Origin of the sequence: Rhodococcus sp. G-MC3, assembly GCF_030063335.1 — a bacterium.
Taxonomy (GTDB): Bacteria; Actinomycetota; Actinomycetes; order Mycobacteriales; family Mycobacteriaceae; genus Rhodococcoides.
The window spans coordinates 10,063-23,519 of the sequence record NZ_JASISW010000030.1 but is presented as its reverse complement, the minus strand read 5'-3'; the positions used below and the strand labels follow the sequence as shown (position 1 = coordinate 23,519).

8 protein-coding genes are annotated in these 13,457 nt (G+C 63.5%); 4 read left to right on the top strand and 4 right to left on the bottom strand.

The window, feature by feature from the left end:
- Positions 1-15: 15 nt before the first annotated feature.
- Both QMK17_RS23690 and QMK17_RS23685 read right to left on the bottom strand, forming a co-directional pair.
- Positions 16-510, bottom strand: coding sequence for an SRPBCC family protein (locus QMK17_RS23690; protein WP_283511740.1), 495 nt, complete (start codon positions 508-510; stop codon positions 16-18).
- 16 nt (positions 511-526) lie between these two features.
- Positions 527-1,339, bottom strand: coding sequence for an SDR family NAD(P)-dependent oxidoreductase (locus tag QMK17_RS23685; RefSeq protein ID WP_283511739.1), 813 nt, complete (start codon positions 1,337-1,339; stop codon positions 527-529).
- A 95-nt stretch (positions 1,340-1,434) separates the two neighbouring features.
- On the opposite strand from QMK17_RS23685, the gene QMK17_RS23680 reads away from it, so the two are divergent.
- Positions 1,435-2,457, top strand: a complete 1,023-nt coding sequence (locus tag QMK17_RS23680) for an iron-siderophore ABC transporter substrate-binding protein (RefSeq protein WP_283511738.1) — start codon at positions 1,435-1,437, stop codon at positions 2,455-2,457.
- A 129-nt stretch (positions 2,458-2,586) separates the two neighbouring features.
- Here the strand turns inward: QMK17_RS23680 and QMK17_RS23675 are convergent, their stop codons facing one another.
- Positions 2,587-4,065, bottom strand: coding sequence for a cryptochrome/photolyase family protein (locus tag QMK17_RS23675; protein WP_283511737.1), 1,479 nt, complete (start codon positions 4,063-4,065; stop codon positions 2,587-2,589).
- Between the two features lie 216 nt (positions 4,066-4,281).
- Here QMK17_RS23675 and QMK17_RS23670 point away from each other — a divergent pair, with 216 nt between their 5' ends.
- From QMK17_RS23670 to QMK17_RS23660, 3 genes are read left to right on the top strand one after another with little or no spacing between them, the layout of a single operon-like run.
- Positions 4,282-5,952 (top strand): alkaline phosphatase D family protein, encoded by a 1,671-nt coding sequence (locus QMK17_RS23670; RefSeq protein WP_283511736.1) that lies wholly within the window; start codon positions 4,282-4,284, stop codon positions 5,950-5,952.
- 53 nt (positions 5,953-6,005) lie between these two features.
- The gene (trhO, locus tag QMK17_RS23665; RefSeq protein WP_283511735.1) at positions 6,006-6,848 is read left to right on the top strand and encodes an oxygen-dependent tRNA uridine(34) hydroxylase TrhO; all 843 of its coding nucleotides are present in this window, start codon (positions 6,006-6,008) and stop codon (positions 6,846-6,848) included.
- A complete protein-coding gene (locus QMK17_RS23660; RefSeq protein ID WP_283511734.1) occupies positions 6,841-7,725 on the top strand; it encodes a pseudouridine synthase in 885 nt (294 codons plus the stop codon). Before trhO ends, QMK17_RS23660 begins: the two co-directional genes overlap by 8 nt.
- Positions 7,726-7,795: 70 nt before the next feature.
- Here the strand turns inward: QMK17_RS23660 and QMK17_RS23655 are convergent, their stop codons facing one another.
- Entirely contained in the window at positions 7,796-13,282 is a 5,487-nt protein-coding gene (locus QMK17_RS23655; protein ID WP_283511733.1) for an ATP-binding protein, read from the bottom strand.
- Positions 13,283-13,457 lie beyond the last annotated feature (175 nt).

Sequence of the window (13,457 nt, the reverse complement as noted above, 5' to 3'; positions counted from 1 at the left end):
ATGTCTCCGTGACTGTCAGGCGTAATGCTTCTGTAGGTTTTCCAGTGTCCGACGGATGTTTCGGCGCTGAAACTGCGGGAATGTCTTGCCGCTGGTGACGATTTTGTCGAAGACCAATGCCAGTGCGTCCGGCCACTTTCGACGGTCGTCCGTCCAGGTCTCGGTCACTGTCGTGCCGCCTGGGGCGGATTTGAAATCGTATCGCCAGGTGGCGTTCGCGCCTTTCAGGCTCGGCGACTTCACGCCGATGGCGTGGACCCGGAACTCGAATGCTGTACCCGGATCCGCGACGGTCACCGTGCATCGGGTTACCCAACGTGCTCGTCCTCGTTTGTTGCGCCCGTCGAACACCATTCCCACGTAAGCTTTGTCGCGAGGTTCATGCACCACCGCGCCGAGGTTTTCCGGACTCCACGAACCCATCTGCGTCGGGTCGCTGATGGCGTCGTACAGCGTTGTCGGGTCGGTGTTCACGACAAGACTGTCGGACACGGTCAGTTCACGATTCATGGCATTCCTTTTTCGGTCATTTCTTCAGTCCGGGATGAGTGCGAGCAAGAATGGGCACCAACAGTTTTCGAGGTGTCACCGAAGCAAACACCGACGCGATGCGATTGACCGTACCGGGAATTGCGACCATCTGGCCCTTGGCCATGCCGTCGACGGCAGTTTTCGCGACGGCCTTCGCGGTGACCCACATGATCGGCGGAAGCGCGGCTTCGGCGTCCTTTTTCGAGAACCCAGCCGCTTCGCCGAACCCGGTGTCGACGGGGCCGGGGCACAGTGCCGTCGCGGTGACGCCTGTGCCCTTCAATTCCCCGGTGAGGCTCTGGGTGTAGGACAGCACGAACGCCTTGCATGCCCCGTATCCGGCTTGTCCAGGCAGTGGCTGGAACGCAGCGGTGGACGCGACATTGAGCACCGCTCCCCGTCTGCGAGAGGTCATCCCCGGCAGGAATCGAGTGCACAGGTCGGCAACGGAAGCGACGTCGACCTCGATCATGTTCAGTTCGGCCTCGGGATCTGAAGACGCGACGGGTCCGAGCGTCGACAAGCCCGCGTTGTTGACCAGGATGTCCGGAACCAATCCGAGTGCCACGATGCGGGGGAGCAATTCGGCTCTGGCAGAGCGGTCGGACAAGTCGGTCGCCAGCACTTCGGCGCGGACACCGAGGGCAGTCAACTCCTCGGCCAGCGCAGTCAACTTGTCCCCACGCCGTGCGACGAGGGTGACTCCATGCCCCCTGCCCGCCAGCTCGCGCGCTATCGCTTCCCCGATTCCCGAGGAGGCGCCGGTGACGACGGCGGTGCGGTCGGGGGCCGGGCGGGGAAGAGGCACGCGTTCCACCGTAGCGGTAGCCAAGTGTCACCGCGTTTGAACTTCAATACAAGGTTAGCCTACTCTTACTTTAATTCGGCTAGGAAAGGTTTTCGATGAAACTCGCTTGTGTCCGTCGCACCGTGGCGTTGTCCGGGGTCATGGCAGCGGTTCTGGTCGTCGCCGGCTGCAGTACCTCGTCCGAGGAAGCCGATATATCCAGCAGCGACTTCGAGACCGTGACGATCGATTCCGCACTGGGGCAAGCCGTGATCGACAGCAAGCCCGAACGCATCGTCACGCTCGGCATGGGATCGGCAGAAACGGCGATTGCTCTCGGGACGGTTCCCGTCGGCATCGAGGAGTATCAATGGGGCAGCGACGAATCCGGCTACCTTCCGTGGATCGACGATGCGATCACAGCGTCGGGAGTACAAGCCCCCGAACAGTTCTCCGGCGGTACCGAACTCAACATCGAAGCGATTCTTGCGCTCGATCCCGACCTGATCCTTGCGCCGTGGTCCGGCATCACGCAGCAGCAGTTCGATTCACTGAACGCTTTCGCGCCCGTGGTGGCCTACGAGGAACAGCCATGGACCATTACGTGGGAAGACCAAATTTCGGTCATCGGCACAGCGATGGGGGAAGAGCAGAAGGCGGCCGACGAGATCGACAAGATCAAGACGCAGTTCTCTGACGCCACCGCCTCGCACCCGGAGTACAAGGACGTCACGTTCTCGTACATCTACAACACAGGGCCCGGCACTCTCGGCGTCTTCCTCGCGGACGAGCAGCGTGTTGCGATGGTCCGCGCGCTGGGGCTACAGGTCGACCCGGTCGTCTACAGCCTCGACGAGACCGAAGGCACCGACTCCGCGGTGATCGGGCTGGAGAATGCGAACCTGCTGAACGACTCGGATCTGATCTTCACCTTCTACTCCGATCCCGAGAACCGCACCGATACCGAAGCGCAGCCCGCGTACAAGTCGATTCCGGCGATTGCGCGCGATTCCGTTGTAGCCCCGACGGATCAGCCCTTCGTCACCGGATCCTCGATCATCAATCCGCTGACGGTTCCGTGGGCACTCGAGCGCTATGTGCCCATGATCGACGACGCCGTCGCGAAGCTGCCCCGCTGACCGGCATGAATGCGCCATGGCAAAGGCTGGACCGTTGCCATGGTCCATTGATGCCAAACTACTGGGCCCTCGTGCTCAGTCCCGCGAAGGCGCCGCACGCCGAAGGTTCCGCCTAGGCAATCGAGACTGTCAGAACACTTCGCGATGCGCCTCTTGCTCCAGTACCTGATCCAGATCAGGCAAGCGGTTCATCGATGACACCTGCCGCGCCGTTCGGTGGTTCTGCGCCAGCCGATCACGATGACGGTGCACGAAAGCCCAGTATCCCGCAGTGAACGGGCACGCGTCGGCGCCGAGCCGCTTCTTCGGGTTGTATTCGCATCCGCCGCAGTAGTCGGTCATTCGGTTCAGGTACGCACCGCCCGAGGCGTACGGCTTGGTAGCGATCAGCCCGCCGTCCGCGTGTTGGCTCATCCCGATCACGTTGACCGGCATGACCCACGCGAAACCGTCGACGAAGGCCGTCGCGAACCATTCGGTCAACGCCTTCGGGTCGTAACCGCGCTGCAGTGCGAAGTTCCCGAGAATCATCAGGCGCGGAATGTGGTGGACCCAGCCTCGATCACGCACCCCGTTGACGGTCTCCGACAGGCATTTCGCGATCGGTGTGTCGCCGTCCAGTTCAGTCAGCCACGTGGGAAGTGGCTCATGGGCATCGAGCTTGTTGTTGTCGACGTATTCGGGCCCGAAGTGCCAATACAGATGCCACACGTATTCGCGCCAGCCCAGTATCTGCCGGATGAAACCTTCGACCGATGCCAACGATGCGTCGCCGGATCGCCACGCGTCCTCGGCGGCCACTGCAGCGTCCAGTGGATGCAGGAGCCCGAGATTGAGCGGTACCGACAACAGCGAATGTGCCATGGTCCAGTCCTCGGTCATGACGGCGTCCTCGTACTTGCCGAAATCCTGCAGTCGGTAGGACACGAAGTGATCCAAAGCTTTGTGCGCCTCGTCGGCCGTGACAGCGAACAACCGCTGACCGTCGGATCCGACGGTGTCCAGTTCCATCGCATCGATGTCCTCGCGCACCTGCTCGTCGATCGAATCCTCCGACGGCCACCACGGCGGATCCACACCTAGAGTCAACTGCTTCTTGGGCGGTGGTTCGCGATTCTCCTCGTCGAGATTCCACTTTCCTTCGACCGGTTCGTCGCCCGACATCAGAATCTCGAACCGTCGGCGTTGATCTCGGTAGAACGTTTCCATCCTGAACTGGTGCCTGTTGCCTGCCCACTCGGCGAAATCCGCCCGGCTGAGCGCGAACATCGGCGTCGGTAGGACGTCTTCGACGAGTCCCTCCTGGACGAGCGTTTCGGTGAACTTTTCCGCAGCGTGCGACGTCGGTTCGAACACCACCACCGGCCTGCCGAACTGCTCGAGCCCCTCACGATAGGTCTCGGTCCGTAGATAGGTCGCACGATCACCGAGTTCTTCGGCGAGGTGACGCATACCCGATACGACGAGATGGAGCTTCTGCCGGTGGAATCTGCGACGGCGAAACACCCGCGCGCTCTCGATCAGCAGTACGTCACGGTCGCGGTGCTCGTCGGTGCTGTGGAAATGAGGACCGAGCTGATCGCCGAACAGCCACAGTGGGGAGCTCATGTCAGCAGTCATAAACCAGGGGTGCTCAGATCGATACCTGGGCAAACCCACTGTGCACGCACCGTTCGGCGGTCGCGGGAAAGTCCCTGTCGAGGCCCCCGGATTTCACGCCACGTCAGCGAAGTCACGTCACCGCGGTCCGTACTCTCGGTGAACATTCACCCACGCTGGCCAGCCTGACTTGACCGCGGCACAAAGTTCGCATGGACTGGCACAGTGGTTGTGAAACAGGGTGTCTCCCGACGAGGGTTTCTGAAGTCTTCGTCCGTCGCGGTCGCAGTGGCAGGCGCGGCAACGACCCTGCCCGCTCTCGCGCAGGCACAGGCCGAAGGATTCGAGCCTTTCCAGCACGGCGTCGCATCGGGTGATCCGACGCCGGAGGCAGTGATTCTGTGGACCCGTGTCACTCCTGCACCCGGTGCGCTTCCCGGTTCCGGTCTCGGCCCTGACACCTCGGTACGGTGGCGGGTCGCCACCGACCCAGAACTCACAGCACTGGTCCGCAGCGGCACCGTCTCGACGAGTACCGACGTCGACCACACAGTGAAGATCGACGTCGACGGTCTGCTGCCGTCGACCACGTACTACTACAGCTTCGAGGTCCTGGACGGGGAGGGATCCGGCGGTCAATCGGTGGTCGGCACCACTCGGACGGCCCCCGCGAACGACGCTGACATCGACCGCGTCAGGTTTGGAGTGGTGTCCTGCTCCAACTGGGAGTCGGGCTATTTCGGCGCGTACCGGCATCTGTCGACCCGCACCGACCTCGACGCGATCATCCACCTCGGTGACTACATCTACGAGTACCGGACCGGTGAATTCGCCGGCAAGAACGGCGTGGTCCGCCAGCACGATCCAGTGCACGAGATCGTGACGCTCGCGGACTATCGGACGCGCCACGGCCAGTACAAGTCCGACCCGGACCTCGCGTCCGCACATCTCCGAGTTCCGTGGATTTGCACGTGGGACGACCATGAGAGCGCTAACGACGCGTACGACGGCGGTGCGCAGAATCATCAACCGGAGACCGAGGGTCCCTGGAACGTGCGCAAGGCGAATTCCGTGCAGGCCTACTACGAGTGGATGCCTGTACGCGCGGCAGGAACGCCGCAGAACAGACATCTGTACCGGCGACTTCGTTTCGGGAATCTGCTGGAGCTGTCGATGCTCGATCTGCGTACCTACCGCACGAAACAGGTGTCGCCGACCCAGGGCGCCGAGGTCGACTCCCCGAACCGCACCATCACCGGCACCGATCAGATGCAGTGGCTCACCGACGGCATCGTGTCATCGCCGACCCGGTGGAAGATCGTCGGGAATCCGGTAATGATCACTCCTGTTCTGCTGCCGCCGCTCGAAAGCGAAGCCTCACGGGCACTGACCGGTCTGCTCGGAATCCCCGAAGCAGGCGTCCCGTACATGGCCGACCCGTGGGACGGGTACACCGCGGATCGGAAGAAACTCCTCGGTGCGATCGCGGACAACGGTGTGAGCAACACCGTCTTCATCACCGGCGACATCCACTCGACGTGGGCGTGCGATATTCCGCTCGACGCGGCTCGCTACTTCGAAACCGGGGGAGTCGCGACAGAGCTGGTGGTCACGTCGGTCTCATCGGCCAACGTCGACGACCTGACGCGGACGCCGCCACACACCCTCGGCAGGGTTGCCGAAGCAGCTTTGATGACGCTGAACAGGCATATCAAGTTCGTGGACCTCGACAGTCACGGCTTCGGGGTGTTCGACGTGACCCCGGCAGGCGTGCAGATGGACCACTGGTTCCTCGACGCCAAGGAAGACCCGCTGACCGGGGTGTCCTGGGGCGCGGGCTTCACTGTCGCCGACGGGGCACCGAGGGTCGAAACAGCTCCGCTGCCCGTCCGCTGACTTTTCGCCCCCTGGTCGTCGTCGAACAGAAGGTCAGACGGCATAATCACGGTATGGCAGTACCGAAAATTGTCTTGTTCTACGTCTTCACCCCGCTGCCGGACCCGGAGGCCATCCGGCTCTGGCAGCTCACCCTCGCTGCGTCGAACAATCTGAACGGGCGCATCTTGATCTCGGAACACGGGATCAACGCGACGGTCGGCGGCGAGTTGAACGACGTCAAGAAGTATGTTCGAGGCACCCGAAGCTACGCGCCGTTCTCCGGCGCCGACATCAAATGGTCGGAAGGTCTCGGCGAAGACTTCCCGCGGCTCAGCGTCAAGGTTCGATCGGAGATCGTCACGTTCGGCGCACCGCAGGAACTGAAGGTCGATGACGCAGGCGTCGTGGGCGGCGGCGTGCATCTCAGTCCGCAACAGGTACACGAACTCGTCGACGAGCGCGGCGACGAGGTGGTGTTCTTCGACGGACGCAACTCGTTCGAGGCTCAGATCGGCAGGTTCAAGAACGCGGTCGTACCCGACGTCGACACCACCCGTGATTTCGTGACGCAGCTCGATTCGGGGGAGTTCGACCACCTGAAGAAGACCCCGGTCGTCACCTATTGCACGGGGGGCGTTCGCTGCGAAGTGCTGTCCGCACTGATGAAGTCCCGAGGGTTCGAAGAGGTCTATCAGCTCGACGGCGGCATCGTTCGCTATGGCGAGACGTACGGCGACGACGCGCTGTGGGAAGGCTCGCTGTACGTCTTCGACAAGCGGATGAAAATAGACTTCTCGGACAAGGCATCGGTGATCGGACGATGCACCGCGTGCGCGAATCCGACGTCGCGTTATCAGGATTTCGACGACGACGAAGGCCGTGGTCTTCGCCTGGTGTGCGTGGACTGTGCTTGATCCTCTGCCCTTCAGGAATGGACTTGCACCGCTGCGTCTGAGGCTTCCGCACGGAGATGCGGCCGTAACGCTGCTGGACTTTTTGGAGCGCGAGTACCCCGAAGACACGTGGGCGGTCTCGATGGCCGCAGGCGAAGTCGTCGACGAGAAGGGTCGACGGTGGGATCGCGAATCGCTCTATTCACCAGGGCGTTTCGTGTATTTCTACCGAGAGCCTGCGCCCGAGGTTCCGGTTCCGTTCGAGCTCGACATCTTGTACGACGCGGACGGCATAGTCGTTGTCGACAAGCCGCACTTCCTCGCGACAATCCCGCGTGGCATGCACGTCACCGAGAGTGCAACGGTGCGGCTGCGACGCCTTCTCGACTGCCAGGATGTCACTCCGGCGCACCGCCTCGATCGCGCCACGGCGGGGGTGCTGATCTTCACCCGCACCAAGGAACTGCGGCGGCCGTACCAGGAGCTGTTCTCGGCGCGTTCGGTGCTCAAGGAATACGAGGCCGTCGCAGGCTTCGATGCGTCGTTGGAGTTTCCGATCGTGGTGCACAGCCGGATTCTGAAGGATCACGGTGTGATGGTTGCCCGCGAGGAGCCGGGTGAATCGAACAGCGAGACTCGGGTCGAGCTGATCGAGCAGCTCGGATCCTCTGCGCGGTACCGGTTGTTCCCCAAGACCGGAAGGACGCATCAGTTGCGAATCCACTTGTCGTCGTTGGGGATTCCGATCAAGGGCGATCCGTACTATCCGGTGTACACCGGGACACCTGCGGACGACTTCGCCAATCCGCTCCAGTTGCTCGCGCGGGCAGTCGAGTTCGACGACCCCATCACGGGCAAGCTCCGACGGTTCGAGAGTCGCCGCACTCTCGCCGGTTGATCCCCGCCGTGGTGAGAAACGACCGCACCCCCCGACCGCAGTGGCCAGGGGGTGCGGGTCGATCACGCGATCACGCTTGGGCGCGCGCCATTCCTCGCTCGACTGCGGCGATGAGCTGCGGTCGTAGTTCGGCTGCCGGGACGATCTTGTGCACCGATCCGACTTCCTGCGCACGCTGGATGTTGTGGATGGCCTCGAACTCCTGCGCCACCTCGCCGAGCTTTGCGTTGCGCACGTCGGCCTTCGCCGATGCCAGCTCGACGCGCAGGTGAGCGCGGTCGGCGTCGGTCTCGGCTGCGGTCAGCTTGGCTTCGAGATCCTTGACGATCGGGTCCGCAGCGGTGCGGGCGTTGACGTCGCGGGTGAAGACGACGGCAGCAGCGGGAGCGCCGCCGAGTACCGAGGCGAAGGATCCTTCGACCGCGAGGACTTCCATGTTGTCGTTGAGCGCACCGGAGAACACGACGAATGCTCCACCGTGGTAGCGGGAGACGACACAGAACACGACCGGGCCGTCGAAGTTGACGATCGCGCGGCCGATCTCGGCGCCGTACTCGAGCTGGATGTTACGCAACGACTCCGGCGAACCGTCGAACCCGGACAGGTTCGCAAGAACGACGATCGGACGAGAACCGCTGGCCGCGTTGATAGCTCGGGCGGTCTTCTTCGACGAGCTCGGGAACAGTGTGCCCGACGTCCACTGATCGGGTCCATCCGCCGGGAACCAGCCCTTGCGCGGAATGGCTCGCGACTCGATGCCGATCACACTGACCGGAATGCCGGCGAGGTGGGCGTCGAACACCACCGAGGTATCGGCGTCGGCCATGTCGGCCCAACGCTCGAGTACCGAGTGATCCTGATCGACGACGGCGCGCATCACGGTGCGAATGTCGAACGGCTTCTTGCGATCCGGGTTCGTCACCTTGGAGAAGATGTCGCCGACGGTGGTGAAGTCGCTGGACGGGTGCACGTGCGGGTAGCTCTGCACATCGCGGTCGGCCGGGTCGGCAGTGACCGCGCGACGCGGGAACCGCTCACCGGGTGCGGTGTAGGCATGGTCGTAGTGACCGAACAGCACATCGACTGCGGCACGAAGGTTCGGCGCCCAGTACTGGGCCTGACCGTTCGGTCCCATGACGCGGTCGTAGCCACCGATTCCGAAGTTGTCCTCGGCGGAGACGCCACCGGAGTAGTCGAGAGACTGCTTTCCGGTCAACACCATTGCGCTGTCCGGGGTCATCACGAGGATGCCCTTGGTGTGCGTGAGCATGGTTGCTTCGGCGTTCCAGTACGGCTGTGCGCCGACGTTGATGCCTGCGACGATGATGTTGATCTCGCCGCCGCCCTGAGTGAAGGTGATGATGCGGCGCAGTCCGCGTGAGACCCAGTCCATGTTCTCGGTGCCGGTACTCATCGAGATGGTCGCACCGGAGGACAGTGCAAACCATTCGACGGGTGCACCGAGACTTTCGGCCAGATCGATTGCCGCTACGATGCGCGAGCATTCCGCTTCGGCGACGGTGCCCAGCGCCTTGGTGGGGTCACCGAAGAGCGCGACGCGGGTGACTCCCTCCGGGTACCGCTCGGTCGGGGTCGTCACCTTGCCCACGATGATGCCCGCCTTGTTGCGGCCATAGGGACGGTCGACAGGCGCCAGCACGCCGGACTCGTCGAAGTCGTACTCGGTGAACGATCCTCGTGGGCCGGTGAGCATCGGAATCAGCTCGTACGGGTACATGGTTCCGCGGGCTTGCGAACGCTGGACCTTCTGGGTGTACTCGTCGATCGGACGCATCGGTTCGGTCGGTCTGACCGTGACCTTGGCAACGACGCCGGTGCCGGATCGGTACGAGAAACGAATCGCAACGTCGCGAGGAGCAGACCCGACGCCGTCCTTGACCCTGGCGATCATCGTGATCTCTTCGAGGCCTGCACCGATGGTCGATGGTGCGATGTGCCGCGCGATGGCCGCGAGGCGATCCTCCGGCACGTCCAGCACCGGCCAGACATAGAGCGTGACGCGGTTGGCGTCGAGGCGTTTCTTTCCGCGCTGGGCCTGAGTGCGACGGATACCGTCGAGGCAGGCAGCGACGGTGCGTTCGATCTCGGGGACCGCGACGACGTTGCCGTTGTCGTCGAGCTGCGTTGTGACGCCGCGGATCTCGGCGAGTGCCATGAGGCGCTCGTCGGAGGGATTGTCCTTGGCCTCGAGGTGAAACAGGTAGGTTCCGGCAGTCGCGGGCAAACGCTTGCCGTTGAAGTTCTTCAGTCGCCACAGATCGAGACGTTGACCGGTGAGCGGGTGCATGTCGCGGATGATCAGATCCTCGACCAGCGGCCCTTGTCCCTCGGCGGTGCTGTTGCCTTCGGTTGCGGTACGGCGGAACGTTACTTTCCGAACTTCGGTCCCGCAGACGGTTATGGTCACGCGGCGCCAACCGCGGGTGCGTGGGTGTTCCGACAGGACCGAGTGAATGGTCGACGAGATTTCGTCGCCGTCGGCCGGAGCATCGGGCCAGGCAAGGTAGAGATCGACCGCGAGGTGCTCGGGAGCCGGACCGGCGATGTCGTCGATCGCATCGAGTGCAGCGGAAAGCTCGGCGAATGTGGTTGCTGTGGAAACCAACTGCAGACGCTCACCGGCGAGGTCGAAGTTGCCGGTCACGAAGTGCTTGCCTTCGCGGTCGAACGCTTTGACGTCCTCGAGGGTACGGATTTCGTAGTACTGCCGAGTGATCACTTCGAGCAGTGCGCCTGGGTCGGAGATGCGCGAGGCAAGCAGATCGATCAGCGGCTCGGGGGTGGAGACGAGCGCGTCGATTCGCGCCGAGTAGTCGGACGCATCCGGGTTCTCGGCGAGGTATTGCAGACTGCCGCGTACGCCGTCGTAGACCTGGTCACGGGCGCGAGCGATCTGGGGCGCGTCGAACAACCGGAAGCGCAGGTTGCGCGCAACGTCGCCGATGACGGGGTACCGAGCCTGGGTGGCCACGATCAGACGCTCGAGCACCTCGCCGACAGCGGATGCCGATTCGGGCTGTGATGCCTCGTCGGTGAGCCACTGATCGAGCAGGGACGCGATGACCGGAACTTGATTCTCGATGCGCTGGAGCGCGAGGAAGACGCGGTACACGGCCTCCTCCAACTCGGGTCCACGTTCGAGGTCATCGGCGTCGTAGTGCGCAAGAGCGCGAGAGAGTTTGCCGCGGAACGATTCCGGAAGTCCCTGAATGTCGACGTCGAGCGAGTGCAGGAACGAATGGAAATGCTCACGCGGGGAGTGGACAGCCTCGTCGGTGTGCTCTTCGTCCATGGTCGGACGATTACGCGACAGTTCGCAGATGTCGGCGAAGGTGTTGAGCAGTGCCAACTCTGCGGCGAGGACGTCGCGGTCGTCGCGCGGAACCGCGCTGCGGAGCGTCTCGTATCCGGACAGCAGTGCGCGTGCTCGTGTGGCGCCGACATCGAATCCGGTGATGAGAGCGGACAATTCGCTCAAACGTGCGAGGGCTTTGCAGCCGGCCGATTCGCCTTCTGGGCTCGGCGCGGTGCGGAACTCGACCCGTGCGGTCTGCGAGGACGCCTTCTGCTCTCCGGCCTGATCGACGCGCAGCAGAGCTGCACCGGAATCGACCTGGCCGTTGACCGACGCCAACACCTCCCGCACCGTGCCGGCGTAGGGGGAGCGGACCGCGGTTTCCATCTTCATCGATTCGAGGACGACGAGCGTCTGTCCGGCTTCGACGTCGTCACCGACCGCAACGGGGACGGCGACGACGACGGCGGGTGCCGGGGCGCGGACCAGGCCGGCTTCGTCCTGGCTGATCTGGTGACTGATTCCGTCGACCTCGACGAGGAAGTGGGCGGCCCCAGCGACGGTGACGACCTGGTAGCGGCGGCCGCCGAGGACGAGGCGGCTTTCGTACTGCCCCAGCCGTTCGAGATCGACCTGCAGGTCTCCGCTGTCTCCGTCGACCTGGTAGCGGTGGGGTCCGATCTGACCGACCCCCAGCTTGTAGGCCTGGCCCTGGTAGCTCAGTTCGACGGTACGACCGATGGTGTGGCTGGCACGCGGCCGTCCTCCGCGAGCGGAGGACAGGAACGCTGCACGTTCACGGGCTTCTTCGGCGTCGTAGGCGTCGATCGCGGCGGCGATGATCGCGATGTCGGCGAATGCCGTCGGACCGGTCGCAGTGCCTGCGTCGGTACGGTCGAGCCAACCGGTATCTGCCGATGCCGTGATGACTTCCTCTTTGTCGAGCAGGCTGAGCAGGAATGACTTGGTGGTGGTACCGCCGTCGATGACGACGGTGGTCTCGCGCAGAGCGTTGCGCAATCGGGCGAATGCCTCGCTGCGATCGCGTCCCCACGCGATGACCTTGGCGACCATGGAGTCGTAATCGGGGGGGATGACGTCACCTTGTGCGATGCCGGTGTCGACCCTGATGCCGGAGCCGAGCGGGAACTTGAGCAGGGCGACGCTTCCCGGCGCCGGCGCGAAGCCGTTGTCGGCATCCTCGGCGTTCAGACGAGCTTCGACGGCGTGGCCGAACTCGGTGGGGCATTCGCCCTCGAGGCGTTCGCCGTCGGCGACGAGGATCTGCAGCTTCACCAGGTCGATACCGGTGGTGAACTCGGTGATCGGGTGCTCGACCTGCAGGCGAGTGTTGACCTCGAGGAATGTGAAGATCTTCTGCTCGGGCTGGTACAGGTACTCGACAGTGCCCGCGCCCACATACTCCGCAGCACGGACCAGTTCCGCCGACACGCTGCGAAGGTGATCTGCCTGCTCCTTCGTCAGAAGCGGCGAACTCGACTCCTCGATGACCTTCTGGTTGCGGCGCTGGATCGAGCAATCACGAACCCCGGGGGCCCAGACATTGCCGTAATTGTCGGCGATGACCTGAACCTCGACGTGGCGTGCGTCGGTGACGAGGCGTTCGATGAACACCACCGGATCGCCGAAGGACCGCTCGGCCTCGCCCTGGGTTCGTTCGAGAGCGAGCTCGAGTTCGTCCTCTTGAAAGACCTTGCGGATTCCGCGGCCGCCGCCGCCACTACGGGCCTTGATGATGAGGGGGTAGCCGATGGCCTGAGCGTGGCGACGGGCGTCGGCCCGAGTCTCCACTGGTCCACCGCTCCACGGCGCCACGGGAACTCCGACCCTCTCCGCCAGCAGCTTTGCTTCCACCTTGTCGCCGAGCAGGCGCATCGCGCTTGCCGACGGACCGATGAATGTGATGCCGAGCTTCGCAACGATGTCGGCGAAGGCGGGGTCCTCGGCTACGAAGCCCCAGCCGACCCACACCGCATCGGCACCGGATGAGATCAGCGCGCGTTCGAGCTCGGCGTAATCGAGGTACGCGGAGCCGACTGCGGGCTTACCGAGTGTGACGGCCTCGTCGGCTTGACGCACGAACATCGCGCGGCGCTCCGCGTCGGTGTGGAGTGCGACCGTCCGGATGCCGTAGTCGTACTCGGCGTTGAGTTCCTTCACAGCCCTGATCAGCCGTACGGCCGCCTCGCCTCTGTTGACTACTGCAATCCGCTTGAACAACGTGTCTCTCTTCGTCTCGTCTGAACATGAACTTGGTCGCCCCGTCGGGTTCTAACAGATCTTCGTCTACCTGGAGGGTGAATTCGGGTTATGACTTTCGCCGAAACAACTGGTCTCGGCGTTGCCTCGTGTTCTGCCGGCACTCACTGTGCCTGTGGCCACGCCCGAATCTCCG

What these genes read in the sequence shown, in the direction of transcription:
- QMK17_RS23690 (WP_283511740.1), bottom strand. Translation starts at nt 510, where the DNA reads ATGAATCGTGAACTGACCGTGTCCGACAGTCTTGTCGTGAACACCGAC.
- QMK17_RS23680 (WP_283511738.1), top strand. Translation starts at nt 1,435, where the DNA reads ATGAAACTCGCTTGTGTCCGTCGCACCGTGGCGTTGTCCGGGGTCATG.
- QMK17_RS23675 (WP_283511737.1), bottom strand. Translation starts at nt 4,065, where the DNA reads ATGAGCTCCCCACTGTGGCTGTTCGGCGATCAGCTCGGTCCTCATTTC.
- trhO (WP_283511735.1), top strand. Translation starts at nt 6,006, where the DNA reads ATGGCAGTACCGAAAATTGTCTTGTTCTACGTCTTCACCCCGCTGCCG.